Genomic DNA, 21,242 nt, shown 5'->3' on the forward strand with positions numbered 1-21,242 from the left:
GGCAACAGAAAGGTATCGGCTATGACTGCTCAAATTCGGACGTTTCAAACTCCTTCGCTGTTCGCTAAATACGGCGGTCTGGGCGCGTTGCGAGCAGTCATTTTCGACTTCTACGACCGCGTGTTGGAGAGTGATGTGGTCGGCCATTTCTTCGAAGACGTGGACCTGGCTAAACTCGTTGATCACCAGACCAAGTTCTTTGCTTCGGTCTTAGGTGGCCCAGCGAATATTGCCGACCAGCGTTTGGCCTATGCACACGCCCATTTGCATGTCACGCACGCTCATTTTGATGAGATTGCAGGCATCCTTCATGCTACGCTGACGGATGCCGGTTTCACGCCGGAAGATTTAAAATTGACACTTGCGGCAGTAGAGGCGCGACGATCGATTATTGTAAAATAGTGTGGCGCGACGAAAGAACTTGGCACCGGGCATATTTGGCCCAATACGGTTTTAAGTTAGCTGTGTGGATTACTAATTTCTTTTATTGGTTTGGCGTCACTTGAAACCCGCCTTGCGAAAGGAAGCGGCAAGTCTGTCCCGATAGCCTTGGTCGCGGATTGGGGCAGAATCGACAAGTTCCTCAGCTGTCGCATGTGGTTTTAGGCTCCGAACAACCTTGGCGACTTCATTCATGCGCTGCGTATTTCCCATTTCAGCCGCGCATGCCATTATCAGCCGAGGTGCCCACGTAGACCCCGGAGCTTCAATGTAGCCTTGTTCCAGCATTGGCAGCGCGCCTTCGTAGTCGCCGGTTCCGTAGCGCGCCGCGCCAATCCCAAAATAATAACTGAAACGCATTGGGTCGTGCGGGCTTAGACGCAGCGCCCTTTCATAGTTTGCGATCGCCTTAGACAGCCGACCGGAATAGGTCTCCAACGCACCAAGCATGGCCCAAGCCCACGCAAGACTGGGGTCCCTGTCCAGTGCTGTTTCCAGATGATGTCGCGCCGCGACATGTTCGCCCGCAGCAACCTCTGCGCTGGCTACAAATGTCAGGACCAGCGCGTCTCTGGGCGCGAGCGTCAAGGCAAGTTGGCCGTGTTCCATCGCCGAAGCAAAAGCGGCGTCTCTGTCAGGCGCCCATTCCGACAGTGCTTGCTGACCCAGACACCAGGCAAGCATTGCGTGCGAAAGCGCATGTTGAGGATCGGCGATGAGTGCGCGTTCCAAGTGAACAACGGCTTGGCGGTTGTCCTTTGCATCCATCCTCATGCAGAGCGGTGTCGCGCGCAGTAGCTCGTGATAAGCATCCGTCACGCTTGTCTCGGATGCAGCTCGCTGAACTTCGACCATCATCACGTTTGGTACGAGCCGGCCCAAAACTGCGGAAACGACTTGATCTTGGGCTGCGAAAGGATCGTCTAGTTGCCCTTCGAAGCGGTCTGCCCAAACCTCTTCCATGCGCTCTGCATAGAGTAGCGACGCGTTCAGCCGAAAAGCTTCACCTGAAAAACGCAACTTGAGCTCTAGTACATATCGAACGCCAAGTGCTTCGGCCAAGCTCTTTAAGTCTGACCCGCCAGAGTGGCGAGCCACGTATAATGTGCCAACTCGTCCCAATGCAGCGCTTATGTCATCCTCAAGGCCCTCTCCAAAAGCACGTTGAGCGTCCGTCGGCGAGACCATCATCGTCGGCAGGATCGCTATTGAAGGTTGCGCAGATGCTGGCGAGGTTGACGCTCCGTCGAAACGTTCCTCTGCCTGCCCTACAAACTGAAATCCACGACCGTGTAATGTCTTTAAAAACTCTTGGCGGGTACCATCATCACCAATGGCTGCGCGCGCTGCCTTAATACGGCTGCTCAACGCCGCATCCGATACAACTCGATCCCGCCATATTACGTCAAAAATCTCGTCTCGGGATACGACCCGATCCCGATTTTCTATCAGGTGCCGCAACAGCGCGAATACTTGCGGCTCGGTCGGTACTGCCGCACCGTCCCGCATCAACTGCAATCGGCGAACATCCAAAGTGTATGAACCAAAGACATATTTCATAACTCATCTTTGCCCGTTTCAGCATATTTCGCAAAGGCCAACCCGGCCCAGATTTACACTTTCTCAAATTTCCATTGAGACACGCACGCCAGCGTTTAGTTTCGCACTGTCTTTGTAATTGCCAAGTTAGGATTACGGGAACCTTTGAGCGGCGGGGCGAAGTTTAAAATCAGATTAGCATCGCACTAACTTCCCAGCAAAGTCGCCAGGTCGGTGCGATGACGAACCAGAATACTTTCACGAAGCATAACAAGAACCAATTCGCGCTGAAGAGATGCTTGTGCATCGATCGCTTCTACTCCCGACACGCGGTAACGCTCTACATCTGGGGCTGGAAGCATTGTAAAACCTAGCCCTGCCGAGACACACTCCATTATCGCCTCCAAATTATCAAGTACGACTGTTTTGGAATGCGCTGGGCGTTCAAAATCAAGCATGACGCGAGCGATTAACTTTCCAATCCCCGTATCTGGCATAAAGTGGAAGAATACGCCCTCGGACAAAAGATTATTCAAGCCCTTTTCAAGCAGGTTTTCATGGGCTGCGAACACGAAAGGTTCCTGTCGCAGAACCTGAGATGAAAGTTGATTGGGAAGCCCATTGGCATCTGTGATAACCGCCGCATCCAAAAGGCCTGACAGAACTTTTTGCTCCAAGTTGGCTGACAATCCCGTTTCGAACTCGAAAACAGCGCGTGGCATTTTCTTGTTTGCGGATCTGAGGAACATTGGAAGCAAACGTACCGCTGCCGTTGTCACAAATCCCAATCTAAAATTGCCGGCAAGGTCGCCACTTGGACGGCAAATTTCGCTTAGCTTTTCCTCGTGCCTAAGCATTGGGATGGCTTCTTTGACGATTGCGCGTCCGATTGGTGTCAACCGAGGAGGCCGTACTGATCGGTCAAACAATTCGGCGCCCAGCACATTTTCCAAAGATTTCATCTGCATGGAAAGTGCTGACAACGTCATACCTAGTTGTTCGGCGGCCTCGGTAAAGGAATCAACTTGCGAGACTTTGACGAGGCTTCTGAGGGACCGTGTGTGCATTATTTCAGTTTCTTTGAACTAGACTTACACTTTAACTTTGTTTTCTTGAACAACAAGCTCTGTTAAGGGTGTTCTATCACGTTTCCGTGACCCAACTATTAGCAGGTATTCAAGCAATGACTCACTCACTTGTTAAAGCCGCTAAAGAACTTGCGCCGGGTTTTGCAGCTAAAGCTGCCCATTGGGACAGGACCCGCAGTTACTGCTGGAGCAATATCTCAAAATTGGTGGACGCAGGCATCATGGGAATGACTATTCCCAAGGCATTAGGTGGTCGGGGGGCAAGTTATCTTGAAGTTGTGGAAGTTGTCGAAGAAATCGCAAAGGCATGCACGCTAACGGCGCGTGTTGTGGTTGAATCCAACATGGGTGGAATTAGTGCTGTCATGGCCTATGGAAATAAGGAGCAAAAGTCTTTTTGCGCACCACTCGTTCTGGCTGGCGACAAACCGGCAATTTGCATAACCGAACCCGAGGCAGGAAGCGCCGCAACAGAGATGCAGACAACGGCTAGAAAGTCTGGAGACAACTACATTTTAAACGGGGGAAAACACTGGATCACTGGCGGGGGTGTATCGAAGTTGCATCTTGTTTTCGCCCGCGTGATTGACGAAGCGAACTGCGACAAGGGCATCGGGGGGTTTATTGTCTACGCCGATCCCACCAACGGAGAATTGCCCAAAGGATTTGAGATAGTTGGACGAGAAAACACACTCGGATTGTGCGGCATGCCAGAAGCCGAGCTGCGTTTTAACAATCTCGCGGTGCAAAGCCGCTGGCTGATCAATCCGCCGTCCGGGCTTGAACGTGGGTTTTCTGACCTCATGCGGGCCTATAACTCACAGAGAGTGGGCGCAGGAGCGATCGCTTTGGGTGTCGCGGCAGGAGCTTTCGAGCATGCAAAGAAATACCTGCTAAAACGCGAACAGTTTGGGCGTCCGTTGGCCGAATTCCAGGGGTTGCAGTGGATGATTGCGGATATGGATACACAAATCCATGCCGCGCGGCTCTTATTGCGTGAGGCTGCATGTTCGGGGGGCGTTGACGGAAGCCAGTTCCCTGAAATGGCGACGGCTGCAAGAGCCAAACTCTTTGCTTCAGAGATGGCGATAAAGGTCGTGAACGATGCGCTTCAAATGTTCGGAGCACGCGGGTACAGCGACCGGGAACCATTGGAACGAATGTACCGTGACGTTCGCATGTTCACCATTGGTGGCGGGACCGCGCAGATTTTACGCAATCAGATTGCCAGTTCGGCATTGGGCAAAAAGTTCCCGCAGACCCGCGACGGATACCAGACTTCAAGCACTGCTTTGAATGATTTGGCCGCTGAATAGACTGTGCCGGGAACTGCATTTCGGTATTTTATTGCGACTTATCGATTGCTTGATTGCCCTTTTCCAATCGACCATCAAGCTTATTCAAGTTCTTTTTGGTATCCGAACAGAGCAGGCAAGCCGCCAGTGTGTATCATAACCACTTTTTGCCCGCGCCGAATTTCGTTCCGTTGGACCAGATCCAGTAAACCGGCGAAGGTCTTGGCTGTGTATACGGGGTCCAGAAAAATACCTTCGGTTTGCGCCATTAACTCTAACGCTGAACGTGATTTTGGACCGAGCCGTCCGTAACCGGGCGCAAGAGCCTCATCCCGAGTTTCAATGCCACGCACCAGAGCAGACGGATCAATACCTAGTAAGTTTGCAAGTTTCTCGACAACCGTTACCATCCGTTCATGCTGTAACTGGCAGTTTCGACGAACGCATATTCCCATTACCTTGGCAGAACTTCCTGAAGTTTTTAGGCCCGTTAGCAACCCAGCATGAGTTGCGCCACTGCCTGACGGAACAACTACGGCGTCAAAATCTTGCATTTGTTGGTGCAATTCCTGTCCTGCAGCAACGTAACCAAGGGCCCCCAATGGTGGATGATGAAGTCCTAGATGAATGACATAGGGGTTTCGTCCTTGCGCTCTCAGTTCATCGGCGCGTTTGTGCAAAGCTAAGTCCGCCCCGGCTTCGTCTTCACCGACCGGGAAACTTATGTGCTCGGCGCCAAGTATTTTCGCCAATAATACATTTCCAGACTGATAATACTCTGGCCCCATATCGGGGACCCGCTCCTCTAACTGCAGAACTGACTTCATTCCAAGGCGGGCCGCTGCCGCCGCTGCCGAGCGAACGTAATTCGACTGTACGGCACCGGTGATCAAAACTGTGTCCGCGCCTTGTGCCAACGCGTCCCCAAAATAAAACTCGAGCTGTCGAGTTTTGTTTCCTCCAAATCCAAGCCCGGTGAGATCGTCGCGTTTGAGCCAAAGCTCGATGTTAAGTTTTTCTGACAGGCGGTCCAGTCGTTCCAGCGGCGTTGGGCCCGACATAAGTTGGGCTCTGGGAAATTTGGACAACAGATCATCTTGTTTCATAGCTCACCTGTTGAGTTCACAGCGCTAGAAAAGCACGACGCAAGAGAACATAGCAGGCCAAAAGAGAAATTACTCGAATGGCGGATTTGACAAGAGTTTGCGGCAAGTACGGACGCACTGCACGCCCGCAAAGGCTTCCGATTACTGCGGCGCCGGCAAAACCCATTAGCTGGGAACCAAATGGAATTGATTGCCAGTCAGAGATACTGTGCAGCAGAAATGCGACCCCATAGGCAACCAAGGCAATGGGTTGAACCAAAACCGCAACCTCCTTTGAGGAAAATCCTTTTGCGATCAGTCCAAAAACCATAAGCGGACCGGGTGTTGCGGCCCATACTGTCGCTAATCCTGACAGGCCGTTGACGGTCACAAAGCCTTTTGTTCCAAACGATTTATGCAGTGGGATTAATGTCGTAACAACGCCAATCAGCAGAAGAAATCCGGTTAGTGCCAATACGAAGGCTTCGCTAAGCAACGGATAAACGACCAGACCAGCGACCACGCCTGTCAAGCACCCAAGCACTGCCATTTTGATGGTGCTCAGTTCAGCAGGCACGGCCCGCCAGTCTGTCGCTACCGCCGAAACAATTGTGTTGAGCAGCAAAAGCGCAGGCACAGCCGTGGCCGTGCCAAGCAGGATCATCATGGAAGGTCCGGCCACAATGCTAAATCCAATGCCGACCCCAACCTGCAGCATGGCGCCAAGAAATACAGCGATGACCAAAACGGACAATTCCAGAAGCAAGTTATTCACCCTTTGGCAAACCAGTCTCTTTCACGGTGCGAAGGTATATTTAAACCTTCGGCTCTTTCGTGGAAATTACGCCCAAGGCATAAGACCGTTATATGGTGTGCGTGCCGAAACCGAATGTGCCATTTGCGCCAATGTAGTAAGATCAAATACCGGCAACCTCAATTCTTGCTGAATCTTGGCAGCATAGGGCGGTAAATCGGTGCACTCCAACACAATAGATCGAATTTCAGGCGTTTCGAGTTTGAGTTCGCGCACAGCCTGCAAAACTTCGGCTTCGATCAGGTTGGTATCCATCTTTGTACGCGAGTTCCGCAGGATTACTTCGGCGAACTCACTTGTATTTTCCAGCCCTTTCACTGCAACAGGGATACCATTGGCACCAACACCTTCAAAGTGATTGGTTGTCAGCGCCGAGGCGTCTGCAGTGATCACTCCTACTGGCGCTGTGGCACCCGTCATTTGATAAGCCAAAGGCACTTGAATAAGGCTCGATGCGAAAACCGGAACCGAAACGGATGCTGCCAATTCTTTTTGAAATAGCGCCAGAAACCCACAACTTCCTGTGATCGCGCGAACACCCTCAGCCTCCAGCCGCTGGGCACCTTTTAAGAAGGGCTTCAACAATTCGCGTGTGGGATTGTTCAATAGATCCGGCACAGTAACGCCGTCGATCATCTCGTACAAAATGGGGAAAGGCAGGCTCGATGGATTTTTGATATGTCCGGGTGGCTTAGGGAAGTAGCTTTCCAGACAAAGAACGCCTATCGAAGCCCCGCAGATGTTCTGACCTCCGTTGTAAATTGGCATTTCGTTCAGATCCTTTGTCAAACAAGGTGTGGGGATTAGTCATTGGACCTAGAACCGCGCCAAAGCAAAGCGGTTCAAGTCAATGTTTAGGTGACGTTCCGACAGCAGGTCGGCAACAAGCTCGCCTGTTTTTGGCGCCATCATGAGTCCATAGTGTGAATGCCCAAAAGCCGTATAAAGCCCGGGTTGTCCCGCCAACTCGCCGATGGCCGGAAGGCTGTCGGGGAAGGACGGCCGTCGCCCCATCCAAAACCGAAACCCGTCTTCGTTCAAGTCTGGCAACATTGCCTTGGCCTGCTTAGCAAGGATCGACTTTTTGCGTGGGTCTGGCGGCGCATCGATGTCCCCAAATTCCGCAGTTCCCGCAACACGCAGACCGTCCTGCATTGAACTAGCGACAATCTTTTCCTCAACATCCATAACCGAGTGATTGAGTCTGCTCGATGGGTTTGGAAATTCGATATGGTAACCGCGCTCGGCAACCAGAGGCACCTTAATTCCCAACGGTTTCAAAAGATTTACCGACCAAACTCCGGCCGCGAGCACGATTTTTCGAGTTCGCAGTGTTCCGCCTGAAGTTTCCAGTTCCCAACCGCCGTCTTGAGCGCGAGCGATGGCATTGACCTCGGTTTTAACAATCTCAGCGCCTTTGCTGCGTGCCTTTTCCGCAAGAACTGCGCCGACACGCCCCGGAGATGTAATGCGCGCTTGTCCTTTGATCAGAACGGCAGCCTTGAAATCACGCGACAACGCGGGTTCTAAGTGGCTTAATTCTTCCCCGTCAATTCGCTCCAACCTTGCGCCTTTCTCCTTACGTATGCGGTAGTCTAAACCGTCAAGGTTGGCCCGTTCCGGACGTCGAAAAGCGTGAACATAGTAGCTGTCGACGATCAGGTCCTCGTGACCAGTGCCATTTAGATGCAGTCGGTACAGATCAATAGACGGGCGACACAACAGTTCCATCGCATCGGAAGTATCTCGGACAGCTTGCTCTTTGGAGTTTCCAAGAAACCGCAGCCCCCATGGGATCATCTTTGGCCAAAAAGCTGCGCGGACCGACAACGCACTTTTGGGGTTCAAAAGCATTGCCGGTAGTTGCTTCCAAACGCCGGGTACGGATTGAGGGATTATCGACCAAGGCGAAACCACTCCGGCGTTCCCGAACGATGTCTCCTGGCCCGGTTCTCCACGATCAAGTAGACGTACAGGAATGCCTCGCTCAATCAGGGACAAGGCGCAACAAATTCCGACGATTCCGGCGCCAATGACTGTAACTTGTTCTGTCATTTGCTCAGGCCGTGGATCGGATGCGATTGCGCGCAATCAATTGGGTAACAATGACAGGTGAAGCGACCAACAATGCAATAAGGTCGGCAGTCAAAGATGGCGCGACAAAAATCACGCCAGCAAACGCGACAAGAATTCGAGACGCCAAGTTCAATGGTGTCAACCAATACCCGACCACTGCGGCAGAAAGGGCGATTACACCGGCGATGCAGCTTGTCGCCGTATATGTAAATTCCCATAAATTGAAGCCGGTGGAAGACACGAACAACAGCACTGGTGCGTAAACAAAAGCCATTGGAGCAATAACCTTACCAAGCCCTAACGTGAACGCAGAAAGGCCGGTTCGGAAAGGGTTGGAGTTTGCGATTGCGGCTGCAGCATAGGCCGATGTGCAGACCGGTGGCGTAATCTCGGATACGACACCGTAGTAAAGTACGAACAGATGGCTTGCGATTGGCGGAACACCCAATTGCGCCAGCGCCGGCTGAGCAACAGAAACCAACATGATATACAACGCGGTCGTGGGGATGCCGGCCCCCATCAGAATGCAGACTATCGCAATAAATACCAAAGAAATGAACAGTTGCAGGTCTTCCATGGCAAAGAATTGAAAGCTGCCGAACGAGATCATGTTGTACAAATCAGAGGCGAGATTCCCGGCGCCTTGGGTGACCATGAAGCCTATCCGGAAACCAATACCAGTTGTGTTGATCACTCCCACAACGATGCCGACCGCCGCGGCCGCCGCGCCGACTGCCAGCGAGTACTTTACGCCCAACTCGACCGCCTGCAACATTTCAGGAACCTCTATGCGTCTTTGTGGGTTCAACGTTGCAACGATGGAAAGCGCGCTAAGGATCGCTGTCATTGTCATATCAAAGCCACCGTCGGAAAACTTCCATATGACAAACGCAAGAAACGCTGCCGCATAGATCAATGTTGGCGGCTGTTTCAGGCGGGACATTCCTGCGATTACCGCAAGTGAAATGCCGCAAAACGCCGACATAAATGGAGTGTATCCTGAAAACAGCACTACGAGCAGGCCAATCAGTGGAACAATATTGGCCCAGCCTTCGCTCCAAACTGCCTTTAATTGCGGCAATTGCTCTTTGGCGAGGCCCTGCAGATTTAGCTTTCGCGCCATCAAGTGCACAACAGCAAAAACGCCTACGTAGTGAAGGATAGCCGGAAAAATCGCCGCGATCACGATTGTCGTATAAGGCACTTCCAGAAACTCGGCCATAATGAACGCTGCTGCGCCCATGATTGGTGGCGTAATTTGCCCGCCGGCCGAGGATGCGGCTTCTACACCGCCGGCAAAGTGACCTGGGTAACCAAGGCGCTTCATGTTCGGAATAGTCAAGGCACCAGTCGACACGGTGTTTGCCACCGAGGATCCGGAAATAGTTCCGAAGAAAGCCGAAGAAACCACCGACACTTTTGCCGGGCCGCCGGTATACCGTCCAGCAAGGATGGTGGCGTTGTCTATGAACAATTGGCCCAGACCGGTGCGCTGCGCAATCACGCCAAACAACACAAAGTGGAAGACGATGGTCGAGACAACCCATAATGTGACGCCATAAATACCCTCTTGGGGGAAATACATGGACGACACGAAAGTTTTAAAATTAACGCCTGGATGTTGAAGCAAGCCGGGGAAATACGGCCCTAAAAGAGCATAAGAAATGAACACGCAAATAATAAGCGGCAGCACCCATCCAAGAGTGCGGCGTGCGATATCCAGAACCAACAAAATTATGACGACACCCAGAAATACATCATAGTTGTTCGGATTTCCCATCCGAAAGGTTTGTTCCTCGATGCCAAGGAATGGTATTCCGCGCCATGCAAATCCCACGTAAAGGGCGGCAAGGACACCAAATGCCATAAATACAAGGTCATAAAGTGGGATGTTTCCAATCCGAAAACGGCTAACCTTTAGCGCGTACAGGTTTTTCGACCCGATGATTGGAATTGTCGCGTAAATCAGAATGAATAGCCCCGCCAGGTAAATGCCCATATGCCAATGATCGGCGGGCAACCCAAATCCTGCAGTTATAAACTCGTAAAAAGCAAAGATCAGGGCGACAACGCGCAACACTTTGCCAGCAGTTGGCGTCACCTTTCTAACTTGTGCACCTTCATCGAACTGTTCCTCAATCGCTGCAAGTTCTTCTGCTGACAGTTCGTGGTCATCAAGGTTCTGGGAATCGGACATAATGGCACCCTGATTTGAGTAAACTCTATGGTGCGGTACCCCATGCGGGGTACCGTCGTACTGGTCTTGGTCAGAAATTTAGGCTTAGAGCAGACCGGCTTCTTTATAGAATTTTTCGGCACCCGGATGTAGCGGAACGCCAAGGGCTTCCACACCGTCCAGCGCTGTGTCTGGTGTAATCTGCTTGCCTTTTGCGTGGCCGTTATCCAAGAGCTTGCGGGTATTGTCGTTCCAAAGTGCTTTGGTCATTTGATAAACGAGATCTTCCGAAAGATCGGAAGAAACAACCAACATCGCACTTACAGCAGGCGTTTTGGTTTCAGACTCCACGCCTTCGTAAACGCCGCCTGGAATGGCAGAGGGGATATATGCGGGAATGATTTCGTTGATCTTGGCGAGGTCTTCATCTGAAAATGAGTGCAGGCTCATTCCCTTGGTAGAAGATAGTTGAACCATAGCAGCCACAGGCCAACCCGCAGCATAGAAATATGCGTCCAGTTGACCGTCAGCCAAACGCTCGGCGCTTTGACTGTTGTTCAGTTCAGCTTCGTCCATGTTGTCGCGATTGACGCCCCAAGCTTCGAGCATCTGAAGTACTGCGACTTGAGTACCTGAACCTGCTTGGGCGATACCGACACGTTTTCCTTCCAAATCGCTCAGATCATTGATTGTTTCTCCTGCCGGCAACACTAGGTGCAAATCTTCTGGGAACAAGTTGGCGACAATACGCAGCTTGGGATGCGGTTTGCCTTCGAATTTTCCTTCTCCCAAATACATAGAGCGGGTGACATCAGCAGCAGCTAGTCCAGCTTCTAGCTCACCATTCTGCACAGCCGCATTATTGAAGACAGAAGCAGTAGTGGACTGCGCGATTGCGATCAGGCCAGGAACACCGCACTGGCCGCCTTCTTCACATGGGCGGGATCCGGGAGGGGCCGAAATTCCGTTGGCAATGGTGCCGCCGATCGGAAAATACGTTCCTCCTGCGCCACCCGTGCCAATGCGGAAAAAGGTGGGGTCTTGTGCCATTGCAGGCGCTGCAAGAACACTGGCCAATGCGAGGCCCTTCAAGGTTTTCACAAAGTTCATTTCATTCTCCCGGTTCTGGAACATCAGATTCGGTTTGCCCGAATTTCGATCCTGTAAGCGTAGAGGCAATTTCCATAAATACAAATTTGTTATATTTTACAAAACTGAGATTTCACTTATATACAAGAAATGAATCTTACGCAGCTCACAGTCTTTCGCGAGGTGATGGAAACAGGTTCCATCTCTCAGACCGCAAAGAAGCTGAATCGTACTCAGCCAGCTATCAGTCTCGCCATCAAGAACCTTGAAAAAAAGCTTGGGCTGACGCTATTTGAGCGCCGGGGGCGCCGGCTCGTCCCGGTTCCTGAGGCGCATTATCTGCTGGCCGAAACCACGGGTATCCTGGACCGCATTTCAACCATTTCCAGAACTATGGAAGGGTTGGTCAAAGCCAGCAGTGGCAGTTTAAACATAGCCACCATGCCGGGACCTTCAGCTTATCTTTTCCCTCGATACATCAGCAACTCAGTTGGTGAGAATCCGGATATTGAAATTACGCTTTCTACACGCAGTTCGCCACAAATCGTGGAATTGGCGGGTACTCAAAACATTGATTTTGGTTTTGCGGATTTCGAATTTTCTACTGGCAGGCAATCCCAGTTTTCTGCTGAAATAATTTATGGGGATTGCTTTTGCGCCCTTGATCGAGACAACCCTCTGGCCGCGAAAAGCGGTATATCGATTTCAGATCTGGACAGAATACCAATGGGGGGATTGCATGCAACGCATCCCTTTCAAAGAAAAATAAGGGCGGAATTTCAAGCCGTCTCATCAACGTATAGTCCAAGCGTCACGTGCCAGTACTTCCTTCCGCTCATCCCCTTTGTCAGCTCTGGCCAGTGTTGCACTATCGTGGATCCTTTGACGGTCGCTACCGAACAGGAATTGAACCTTTCCAACGGAAGGGTGGTGTTCGTACCATTTAAGAAACCGCTTAGATACGAGTACGCAATCTTGGTACCTGATCATCGGCCACCTTCGCAATTGGCGCTCAAGATCAAGGCTGGATGGAAAGAAGAGGTGTTGAAAATGTTGAACGATGTTGGTGCGAATCCTCGATCCGAAGTTTTGTTCCACAGGCAGGAACCTTAACGCTCGTTGACGCTTGGCACACCATGACAACACTGCGTCGGACTGCGGTTCTTTTCAAAACGCTTCTGACGCTTCCCTATTCTTAGTCGGTTCAATAGGTATAGCTAAAGTAGCTGTTGTGATTTTCAGAAGATCCGCCAGCGTTGAGATAGGAAGGTTAATGGAGCGGATGGAAAGTGTTGAGAGCTTTTCCAAGGTCGGGCCTGAGAACGTGGCTTGGGAAAGTTTAAGGAACGAACTGAACAATTGGGCCAAGCAAGGGAAGAAAGCCTCTTTCTGGTGGCGCGATGACGACGCGACTACGACTGGGCCACAGCTTTCAAGGCTCTTGGCCCTTTCCGAAAACTACGAAGCTCCGATCGGGTTAGCAGTAATTCCAGCTTACGCTGATAGTCAGTTGGCGGAAGCTGTCCACTTGAACGAGTACGCTTACGTTCTCCAACATGGATATGCTCACACAAATCACGCTTCGGGAATGAATGTTCAAGGAGCTTGGGAACTCGGGTTACAACGACCGTTGGGTGTAGTGTTGGCCGAACTTGAGAAAGGGAAGTCTTTGCTGCGCGGCCTTTTTCAAGAAGATCGTTTTGTGCCGGTTGCGGTTCCACCATGGAATCGAATTGATCCCCTGATTGTCGAACATCTTGCAGGCTTGGGTTTTGTCGGATTATCGACTGGCGAAGCACGGCACGCAATGGAGGCTGCACCGGGTCTTAACCTTGTGAATGTGCATTGCGATCCAATCAAGTGGAAAGGCGGAGCGCATTTTACAGGCACGGAAAAATCGATTTCATTTTTGACTGACCATCTGAGCGCAAGACGCAAGGGTCTGGTCGATTCCGAAGAGCCTACGGGTTTCATCACTCATCACGCCGTTCATGATGATGCAATCTGGGATTTCAGCGAGAAATTATTGTCAGTTCTTCACGAACACTCGGCAGCATATTTTGTGTCGCCTAAAGAAGCATTTTTACCATGATCATAAGACCAGCAGTGCAAAGTGACATTGCACCAGCCATCGAGCTTTTACACGGAAAGATGAGCCGAAAGATTTCTCCTGAACGCTGGCGCAGAATATTTGAGTACGACTGGGGGATGCGCAAGCCGAATTACGGATATGTTGCCGAGGTCGACCAGCGTATTGTCGGCTATGTTGGCGCGATTCATTCCGACCGAATTGTTGATGGGAATCGCTTGGGCATCACAAACATGTGCGCGTGGTACCTTGAAAAAGATCATCGGGGTAATGGCGCTGGTCTGCGACTGATGGCCGAAGCGACCTCTGACCCTGAGCGTCATTTCACCAGTATGACAAGCACAAGCAATCCAAGAACAATGGGTGTTCTGCGGGCGGCTGGTTTTGAATCTTTGGATGACTTCCGGTGGGATTGGCAGCGAAACGCGCAAAGCACAGACAACATTGAAGCTATTTCTGAAATCGAGGAAATTCTGTCTCGATCCACGGAGCAAGAGCAGGATATTCTTCAAGATTTATTGCCGTTTGGAGTGGTGCCTATAGTATTTCGCAAAGGCGACTTTGAAACGCTGATCGTGTTCGCAAGTACTGTAAAAGGCGACGACCAACCTTGGTTGGATGTTCTTTACACCCGAGATGCCCGATCTGGGTTTTTGGCTGAATTTGGACAGCAGATCGCAAATATTTTGCTGCCTTCGAACGATGCGGTCTTGTCTGCGGACAGGCGCTTTTGTGGAAAAGACCCCGCTTCTGGCACGCAAATCACGCTGCCAGCTCCACGCTTTGTAAAGTCTCCCAGTTTGTCTGGAAGTGCAGTCGATCACCTCTACACAGAGTTGCAGTTACTGTCTTTAAAGCTCGATTAAAGATCTTCATCCTGCCAATAACGGCAAAACAGAACGAATAATGACCGGAGACAACTCGTGATCACAAACGCGCAAAAAATGTTCTACCGCGCGCGCGGGTATTTCAATGGAACTCTCAACGGCGAACCTTTTCGCCTTGACCCTTACCATTCCAAGTTCTGGAAAAAAGCATCTTCTGGCCTTTGGGAACCTGAAACCTTTGAGGTTTTGGATCGATATCTTTCGCCTGACTGCGACTATATCGATGTAGGGGCGTGGGCTGGCGCAACGGTGTTGTACGCGTCTCGCCGGGCGCGCCATGTTTGGTGTTTCGAGCCGGACCCGGTCGCCTACAGGTTTCTTAACTGGAACCTCGAATTGAACAATATTCGTAATGTAACGGCTTTTGGTGTGGCTCTTTGGAACTCAACCGGGATTCTACGCATGTCCAGCCTGGGCGGCGAACCAGGAGATTCTATGACGTCTGTTTTGGCGGCAAATGAAAACGGGACAGATGTTGTTAGCTTGGCTTGGGAGCAGTTCAGTGAAAAAGTCGATTTGAGTGATGTTTCATTGGTAAAAATGGACGTTGAAGGAGCAGAGTTTTCGTTGGTACCGGCCCTTCAACCTTGGTTGAAAGTGCAAAAACCAGCTTTTTATCTTTCGACGCACGTCCCTTTTCTTAATGAGAGCGAAAAAAGTGCCGCCACGCAATCGCTGGCTGATAGCCTGGCCTTTTACAAAAACTGCACGTTGGATGGCGTTGACCATGACGTATCTGAAGCGCTCCTATCAAAGCGTGTATCCGAGCAATTCCCGAGTATTCTGTTTGAACCATAGCTTGTTGGGGATCTAGACTGTCTAAATTAAGCAGTTTCTGCATTCAGTTTTCGCCGCAACATTCCAAGTTTAATTTCCTCAAATTAGGCGATTGGGGCATCGCTTCCGATAGTTTCTATCTGTTCAAGAAAGGTGTTTGAAGCGACCAACGCGCGTCCGGTCGTCATTATTTGTTGGGGAAGAATGATCCATTCAAGCGTCCATGCAGTTCCTGAGCGTTCTTGCTCATGCACGACTGCGTGATGCATACCCGAAACCAAAGTCGCATTATAGCGCGCAAGCGTGACCAGCAGCTCGGCAAGGATCGGGTTTTGTTTGTGCGGCATGGCTGAAGACCGACCGCCCCCGCTGAGGCGCATTTCGTCCACACCCTGTTGCGTCATGAGCGCGACGTCCTGTCCAATTTTTCCTAGCGCTCCGGTCACAAGGGAAAGCCAATTGGCGAAATCCGCAAAAGCGCTGCGATTAGTGTGCCAACAAACACCTGAATTGATAAGGCCCAGTTCATCGGCCATTTGGTCAGCAATTTCATTTGCATTCGCACCTATTGAATCGCGGGTGCCGACCGGACCCCCGAGCTGTAGGCGGAAAAGACAAGCTTGCTGCTGGTGCAAGCGTTCGAGAAGCTCTGCAAGCGGGCGCGTCCAAATGCTCAACCTGTCGGAAACTGCAATGGGCAGAGCTGCTTGCATTCTGGTTCGCCCCATTATCCATTTATTTCCATGTATTTCATTGAGGGCTGCGAGTGTCCCTGTTACTGCCTCAAGCCGTTTTGCAAACAGGTCGCAAACCTGCTTGAACATCATTACCGTGGCTGTGTCGATCACATCCTGAGACGTCAGTCCGATGTGTAGTGCCTTTTCACACCGCAGTGGCAGGCCAGTACGAAGTGCAGTTACCAAAGCTGGGACAACGACGCCGTCTTCGGCCGTGCCTCGACGAAGTTCAGCCATATCTGGAGAAAACTGCAGAATATGTTCAGCAGTTTCGTTGGCGGTGTTTTTGTCCACAACTCCAACGACGCCCAGAGCGCGGGAATAGGCGGCCTCGACAGCAAGCAAACGTTTCAACGTCGCTTCCGCCGAAAGCAGGGCCTCAGTTTCACTATCTCCGAATAATCCACCAAGCCAAGGATGGGTGAAAACATCTGCCATTAATTTCTCGCCGCCGTTACGCGCCGCAATGATTACACGACATCTGGGGACTTCAACCCCAGTAATTCCCTTGCTTGTCGCCACGTCGCCACCGGGCGTTCATGTTTTTCACACAGTTCAACGGCCCGACGGACAAGGGCCGCGTTCGACGGAGCCAATGTTTCGCGATCTAGACGCACGTTATCCTCTAGTCCCGTGCGGGTATGACCGCCTGCAGCGATTGCCCATTCGTTCACCACGATCTGGTTCGCTCCGATACCTGCCGCACACCATTCCGCATCTGGTGCGCGTTCCTGCATCATCTTTTTGTAGAAATCGAAAACTTCTCGATCGACGGGCATTGCGTTTTTGACGCCCATCACGAACTGAACATACAGTTTGCCAAAAAGCTTTCCTTGCTGATGCATGCGAATTGCTTGGAAAATGTGGCTGAGGTCAAATGCCTCTACTTCGGGCGTTACGTTGTATTGGCGCATGACTTCGGCCAGCCAATCGACAAGATCCGGCGGGTTTTCGTACACTCTGGTTGGAAAATTGTTGGAGCCCACGGAAAGAGACGCCATATCGGGCGATAATGGTAGCATGCCTCCGCGTTCTTTCCCCGCGCCAGAGCGTCCACCGGTCGAGAATTGTATAATAATTCCAGGGCAGTGCTTCTCAATGCCCTCCTTAAGACGTGCAAAGCGTTCCGGATCTGAACTGGGCGTCTGGTCGTCGTTGCGCACGTGGGCGTGTACGATGCTGGCACCTTCCTCAAACGCTTCGTGAGTGCTTTCAACCTGTTCCTGAACTGTAATTGGCACTGCGGGATTGTTTTCTTTCCGCGCCACGGATCCGGTGATTGCGCAGCAGATTATGCATGGTTTTTTCATTTTACTATTCTGGATCAGATGTCGAAAAAGACTGTTTCATTGTGGCCTTGCAACTTGATGTCGAAACGATACACGACATGCCCGTCGCGATCATTGCGCTTTGCAAGAAGTGTGCTTCGTCGCGTTTCCCACTCAATTAGATTCAATACAGGGTCAACAGCGTTAGCCTCTGTTTCGTCGTCAAAGTACAGGCGGGTGTTCAAGCCAACGTTGATACCACGGGCAACGATCCACAGGTTGATGTGGGGTGCTTGTTGGCCCACATCGCGGCCGCGCGTGCGACCCGGTTTGATTGTGTCAAATGCCCATTCACCTGTTTCGAAGTCGGTAATCACGCGGCCCCAACCTTTGAAACCGTCTTCGACAGTTCCACCCTCTTCAGGATGAGCATAGTGCCCTTCCGAATTGGCCTGCCACGCCTCAAGCATGACATCTTTGATTGGCGACCCTGTACCGTCGATAACGACGCCCTCGATGCGAATACGTTCACCATTTGCATTTGGTCCCGCTATATCCCAACCTAATTCCTTCTCATAGATGTCAAAACCAGCTGCACCTGGAGCAAGGCCAATGTGGACGTAAGGCCCGGCGGTCTGGGACGGTGTTTCCTTCAGATAATCCAATTTCTGGATCATGGATCAGTTCCCTTCCAGCCGGTTTTCAAACAGGGTCGAGCGTCGGCCCCGTAGTACAATATCAAACTTGTAGGCGATGCTGTCCAGTGGAACAGAAGCGTTCATGTCGAGCGCTGCGACAAGCTGTGCGCGGGCCTGAGCGTCCGGGATTGTGTGAACGATGGGGCACTTATCAATAAGTGGATCACCTTCGAAATAACATTGCGTTATCAGCCTTTGCGCGAATGCTGTCCCAAAGATCGACACGTGAATATGCGCGGGTCGCCAGTTGTTAACCCAGTTACGCCATGGGTACGCGCCGGGCTTTATCGTATGGAAAAAATAATATCCACTCTCGTCTGTCAGAGTGCGCCCACAGCCCCCGAAGTTGGGGTCTATCGGGGCGAGATAAGTATCCTTCTTGTGGCGATAGCGACCACCTGCATTTGCTTGCCAAACTTCCACCAGCGTATTCGGAATTGGCCTGTGGTTTTCATCTAAAACCCGGCCATGCAGGATGATCCTTTCACCGATTGCCGCATCTCCGGCTTGGGCGTAGTTGTGTATTAGGTCGTTATCCAGTGCATGGATGTCGTTGTGGCCGAATACTGGTCCCGTAACTTCACTGACTGAGTTTTGCAGAGAAATTAGCGAGTACTGCGGCGATCGGGTGACGCTGGTTTTGTAATCAGGTGTTACCGCAGGCGGGTGCCAAGTTCGGTCTCGCTGGTAGAATTCGCCGTTTTTTGTCATTGGGCGGTTCTCCTTTTAGTATTCGGGATCATCGGGACGCTTGCGACCTTTGTTCTGTTTCCATTTCCGCGTAGGTATCTTTGGCCAGTTTCAACGCGTGGTTGGCTCGGGGAACGCCCGCATAAATTGCTACGTGTTGGAAAGTTTCCAAAACATCCGATTTGCTGGTTCCGGTTCGTTCTGTGGCGCGGATATGCATTGGTATTTCCTCAAAGTTGCCCAACGCGGCCAACAGAGCAAGTGTCAGCATTGAACGTTCCCTGTCGCTTATCCCATCCGAGGCCCAGACTGTCCCCCAAGCGCTTTCGGTAATCAGTGTCTGGAATGGAGCATCAAAAGCGGTTTTGTTGCTTTCGGCGCGGTCTACATGTTCGTCGCCGAGGATATTTCGGCGGACACGGGCGCCGGTCTCGAATCGATCGCTCATCTAAATGTCTCCTTCAGGAACTCGGTTAAAAGATCGGCATACTGGGCGGGTTTCTCGACGCAGGGCAGATGTCCCGCCCCTTCGATCAATTCAAACCGGGCGTTGGGGATCATATTAATTGTGTGCCGAACCAAGTCAGGTGGGCTGGCGCCGTCCATTGTGCCCGCGATCCCAAGCGTGGGCAGGCGCAAAGTTGGGGTCGTGAAGCTTAGGTCGGCTTCGGCAATAGCCAGACAACAGCCGACGTAGCCCTCGACCGGCGTGCGAGTTAGCATATTTCGCCAAGCGTTAACTTCGCGATGATCGCGAAAGTCCGGGCCAAACCAACGATCAAGAATTTGTTCTGACAGGCCTTCTATTCCACTCGACCTGATCGCCTTGACGCGATCCTGCCATAGTTTTGCACCCCCCATTTGGGCAGCAGTGTTGGAAAGGACCATAGATTTTATCAGATCCGGGCGGCGTGCGGCCAATGCCTGTCCAATCATTCCTCCGATTGAAAGGCCTACAAATACACACGACGAAACATCGAGATGATCCATCAAGTCTTCGGTATCGGATACCAGTTCGTCGATTGAGTAGGGGCCGGATGGACAAGAGGACAGACCGTGTCCGCGTAAGTCAAACCGGATCAGCCGATAATCTATAGGCAATAAGGGAATAATCTTGTCCCAAAGGCGCAGATCGGTTCCTAAAGAATTAGCGAATACAACCACATGCCCATCATGGCTGCCGTCCTCACGCCAATGCAATTGGACACTTTTTAAATCGGCCATTCGCATCAGTAGGGCAGTCCCACATAGTTTTGGGCAAAAACTGATCGCGCCTCGCGGTTGTCACTTAGAAAGTCCACATCCGCTTGCTGGATCTTTAGGTCAAAGGCATTTTGGTCCGGGAAATTATGCAGGAGTTTGGTTGCGGCCCAACTGAAACGCTCGGCTTTCCAGATGCGGGCCAGGGCCTTTTCCGAGTATCGGTCGATCCCCTCACTGTTACCTTCTTGGTAGAACTGTAACAGACCATTATTCAGATAATGGACATCGCTGGCCGCAGTGTTCAATCCCTTGGCCCCAGTGGGAGGAACAATATGGGCCGCATCACCGCAAAGAAATAAGCGACCCCAGCGCATCGGTTCCGTTACGAAAGACCGAAGTGGCGCGATAGATTTTTCAATGGATGGTCCACTTATCAACTTTTCAGCAAATTCTTCAGGAATGCGGCGCTTGAGTTCTTGCCAAAAAGCTGCGTCGGTCCAATCGCTCGGCGTATCTGACAGAGGACACTGGATGTAGTATCGGCTTAGATTTTGATTGCGCATAGAACATAAGGCAAAACCTCGATCAGAGCCGGAGTAAATGAGCTCATCATGAACCGGCGGTGTTTCGGATAAAATCCCCAGCCAGCCAAATGGGTATAGTTTTTCGTACTCTCGGCGAACCGACAAGGGAATCGTGTTTCGACTGACCCCGTGGAATCCGTCGCATCCCGCCACAAAGTCGCAGTCGATACGGTGTTCGGCACCACTTACGTTGTAAGTGACGTATGGTGTTACAGTGTCCGCATCGTGGATTGTGACACCTTCGGTATTAAAGACAATCTTTCCGTCCATCGCATCGCGGGCTTCATACAAGTCCCGAGTAACTTCGGTTTGGCCGTATACCACAACATGACTGCCGGTGAGTTCTTTGAAATCAATTCGAAATTGGCTGTTCCCATATGAAATCACCGTGCCATCATGGATCATGCACTCTTTGTCCATGCGATCTGCCACTTTGGCTTCTCGCATTAGGTCCACAAAGCCAGTTTCCAAGACCCCTGCGCGAATTCTACTTAACACGTATTCTTTCGTTTTACGTTCCAGAACAATGGTATCGATACCATTGCGGTGGAGAAGATGGCTTAGCAACAAACCAGATGGGCCACCGCCGACAATTGCGACCTGCGTACGCATAGATGTCTCCTCCCATGTTTTTCACTACACATATTGATTGCATGAAATGGTGAAGTAAAATGATAATACGTCCGAAATAATTTCCTTAATTGGC

At 51.3% G+C, this 21,242-nt stretch carries 21 protein-coding genes; 6 read left to right on the forward strand and 15 right to left on the reverse strand.

Translation table 11 applies throughout. From position 1 onward, the window contains the following. The first annotated feature begins 21 nt into the window (after positions 1 to 21). Positions 22 to 402: a group I truncated hemoglobin gene (locus AC2FNV_RS02640; RefSeq protein WP_170604102.1), complete on the forward strand. Its 381-nt coding sequence runs from the start codon at positions 22 to 24 to the stop codon at positions 400 to 402. Positions 403 to 498: 96 nt separating this feature from the next. Here the strand turns inward: AC2FNV_RS02640 and AC2FNV_RS02645 are convergent, their stop codons facing one another. Together AC2FNV_RS02645 and AC2FNV_RS02650 are read right to left on the reverse strand one after the other, a co-directional pair. Then, the gene (locus tag AC2FNV_RS02645; RefSeq protein WP_170604100.1) at positions 499 to 2,001 is read right to left on the reverse strand and encodes a winged helix-turn-helix domain-containing protein; all 1,503 of its coding nucleotides are present in this window, start codon (positions 1,999 to 2,001) and stop codon (positions 499 to 501) included. Between the two features lie 185 nt (positions 2,002 to 2,186). Then, a complete protein-coding gene (locus AC2FNV_RS02650) occupies positions 2,187 to 3,047 on the reverse strand; it encodes a LysR family transcriptional regulator (protein ID WP_170610337.1) in 861 nt (286 codons plus the stop codon). A 116-nt stretch (positions 3,048 to 3,163) separates the two neighbouring features. On the opposite strand from AC2FNV_RS02650, the gene acdA reads away from it, so the two are divergent. Continuing rightward, positions 3,164 to 4,384 carry a 3-sulfinopropanoyl-CoA desulfinase gene (gene acdA / locus AC2FNV_RS02655; protein ID WP_170604096.1) on the forward strand — a complete coding sequence of 407 codons (1,221 nt, stop codon included), beginning with the start codon at positions 3,164 to 3,166 and terminating at the stop codon, positions 4,382 to 4,384. 80 nt (positions 4,385 to 4,464) lie between these two features. On the opposite strand, the gene AC2FNV_RS02660 is transcribed toward acdA, so the two are convergent. From AC2FNV_RS02660 to AC2FNV_RS02685, 6 genes are all read right to left on the reverse strand, one after another. Beyond that, on the reverse strand, positions 4,465 to 5,469 hold the full coding sequence (locus tag AC2FNV_RS02660; RefSeq protein WP_170604094.1) for a D-cysteine desulfhydrase family protein: 1,005 nt from the start codon (positions 5,467 to 5,469) through the stop codon (positions 4,465 to 4,467). Between the two features lie 16 nt (positions 5,470 to 5,485). Further along, complete coding sequence (locus AC2FNV_RS02665) at positions 5,486 to 6,214, reverse strand: TSUP family transporter (protein ID WP_170610334.1); 729 nt, start codon at positions 6,212 to 6,214, stop codon at positions 5,486 to 5,488. Positions 6,215 to 6,289: 75 nt separating this feature from the next. Beyond that, on the reverse strand, positions 6,290 to 7,030 hold the full coding sequence (locus tag AC2FNV_RS02670) for an aspartate/glutamate racemase family protein (protein WP_170476317.1): 741 nt from the start codon (positions 7,028 to 7,030) through the stop codon (positions 6,290 to 6,292). A gap of 48 nt (positions 7,031 to 7,078) precedes the next feature. Then, positions 7,079 to 8,317, reverse strand: coding sequence for an NAD(P)/FAD-dependent oxidoreductase (locus AC2FNV_RS02675; protein WP_170604090.1), 1,239 nt, complete (start codon positions 8,315 to 8,317; stop codon positions 7,079 to 7,081). Positions 8,318 to 8,321: 4 nt separating this feature from the next. Further along, positions 8,322 to 10,535, reverse strand: coding sequence for a TRAP transporter permease (locus AC2FNV_RS02680; protein WP_170604088.1), 2,214 nt, complete (start codon positions 10,533 to 10,535; stop codon positions 8,322 to 8,324). A gap of 84 nt (positions 10,536 to 10,619) precedes the next feature. Continuing rightward, complete coding sequence (locus tag AC2FNV_RS02685; RefSeq protein WP_170476312.1) at positions 10,620 to 11,624, reverse strand: TAXI family TRAP transporter solute-binding subunit; 1,005 nt, start codon at positions 11,622 to 11,624, stop codon at positions 10,620 to 10,622. 129 nt (positions 11,625 to 11,753) lie between these two features. On the opposite strand from AC2FNV_RS02685, the gene AC2FNV_RS02690 reads away from it, so the two are divergent. The 4 genes from AC2FNV_RS02690 (at position 11,754) to AC2FNV_RS02705 (ending at position 15,377) form a co-directional block, all read left to right on the forward strand. Further along, a complete protein-coding gene (locus tag AC2FNV_RS02690; protein WP_170610331.1) occupies positions 11,754 to 12,716 on the forward strand; it encodes a LysR family transcriptional regulator in 963 nt (320 codons plus the stop codon). Between the two features lie 160 nt (positions 12,717 to 12,876). Beyond that, positions 12,877 to 13,695 carry a polysaccharide deacetylase family protein gene (locus tag AC2FNV_RS02695; RefSeq protein ID WP_170604084.1) on the forward strand — a complete coding sequence of 273 codons (819 nt, stop codon included), beginning with the start codon at positions 12,877 to 12,879 and terminating at the stop codon, positions 13,693 to 13,695. Next, the gene (locus tag AC2FNV_RS02700; protein WP_170604082.1) at positions 13,692 to 14,558 is read left to right on the forward strand and encodes a GNAT family N-acetyltransferase; all 867 of its coding nucleotides are present in this window, start codon (positions 13,692 to 13,694) and stop codon (positions 14,556 to 14,558) included. Before AC2FNV_RS02695 ends, AC2FNV_RS02700 begins: the two co-directional genes overlap by 4 nt. 57 nt (positions 14,559 to 14,615) lie before the next feature. Next, positions 14,616 to 15,377 (forward strand): FkbM family methyltransferase, encoded by a 762-nt coding sequence (locus tag AC2FNV_RS02705; protein WP_170604081.1) that lies wholly within the window; start codon positions 14,616 to 14,618, stop codon positions 15,375 to 15,377. A gap of 83 nt (positions 15,378 to 15,460) precedes the next feature. Here the strand turns inward: AC2FNV_RS02705 and AC2FNV_RS02710 are convergent, their stop codons facing one another. The 7 genes from AC2FNV_RS02710 to pobA are packed head-to-tail and all read right to left on the reverse strand — an operon-like array spanning position 15,461 to position 21,148. Next, the gene (locus AC2FNV_RS02710; protein ID WP_170604079.1) at positions 15,461 to 16,531 is read right to left on the reverse strand and encodes a 3-carboxy-cis,cis-muconate cycloisomerase; all 1,071 of its coding nucleotides are present in this window, start codon (positions 16,529 to 16,531) and stop codon (positions 15,461 to 15,463) included. 32 nt (positions 16,532 to 16,563) lie between these two features. Next, positions 16,564 to 17,403 (reverse strand): 3-oxoadipate:acetyl-CoA acetyltransferase, encoded by an 840-nt coding sequence (locus AC2FNV_RS02715; RefSeq protein ID WP_170476301.1) that lies wholly within the window; start codon positions 17,401 to 17,403, stop codon positions 16,564 to 16,566. Positions 17,404 to 17,417: 14 nt separating this feature from the next. Beyond that, positions 17,418 to 18,038 (reverse strand): protocatechuate 3,4-dioxygenase subunit alpha, encoded by a 621-nt coding sequence (gene pcaG, locus AC2FNV_RS02720; protein WP_170604077.1) that lies wholly within the window; start codon positions 18,036 to 18,038, stop codon positions 17,418 to 17,420. Positions 18,039 to 18,041: 3 nt separating this feature from the next. Continuing rightward, positions 18,042 to 18,770, reverse strand: coding sequence for a protocatechuate 3,4-dioxygenase subunit beta (pcaH, locus tag AC2FNV_RS02725; RefSeq protein ID WP_170604075.1), 729 nt, complete (start codon positions 18,768 to 18,770; stop codon positions 18,042 to 18,044). Positions 18,771 to 18,798: 28 nt separating this feature from the next. Then, positions 18,799 to 19,197 carry a 4-carboxymuconolactone decarboxylase gene (gene pcaC / locus AC2FNV_RS02730; protein ID WP_170604073.1) on the reverse strand — a complete coding sequence of 133 codons (399 nt, stop codon included), beginning with the start codon at positions 19,195 to 19,197 and terminating at the stop codon, positions 18,799 to 18,801. Beyond that, positions 19,194 to 19,979 carry a 3-oxoadipate enol-lactonase gene (gene pcaD / locus AC2FNV_RS02735; RefSeq protein WP_170604071.1) on the reverse strand — a complete coding sequence of 262 codons (786 nt, stop codon included), beginning with the start codon at positions 19,977 to 19,979 and terminating at the stop codon, positions 19,194 to 19,196. The genes pcaC and pcaD overlap by 4 nt, the downstream gene beginning before the upstream one ends. Then, entirely contained in the window at positions 19,979 to 21,148 is a 1,170-nt protein-coding gene (pobA, locus tag AC2FNV_RS02740; protein WP_170604069.1) for a 4-hydroxybenzoate 3-monooxygenase, read from the reverse strand. The genes pcaD and pobA overlap by 1 nt, the downstream gene beginning before the upstream one ends. Positions 21,149 to 21,242 lie beyond the last annotated feature (94 nt).

The organism is Ruegeria sp. BHSA163, assembly GCF_059613365.1.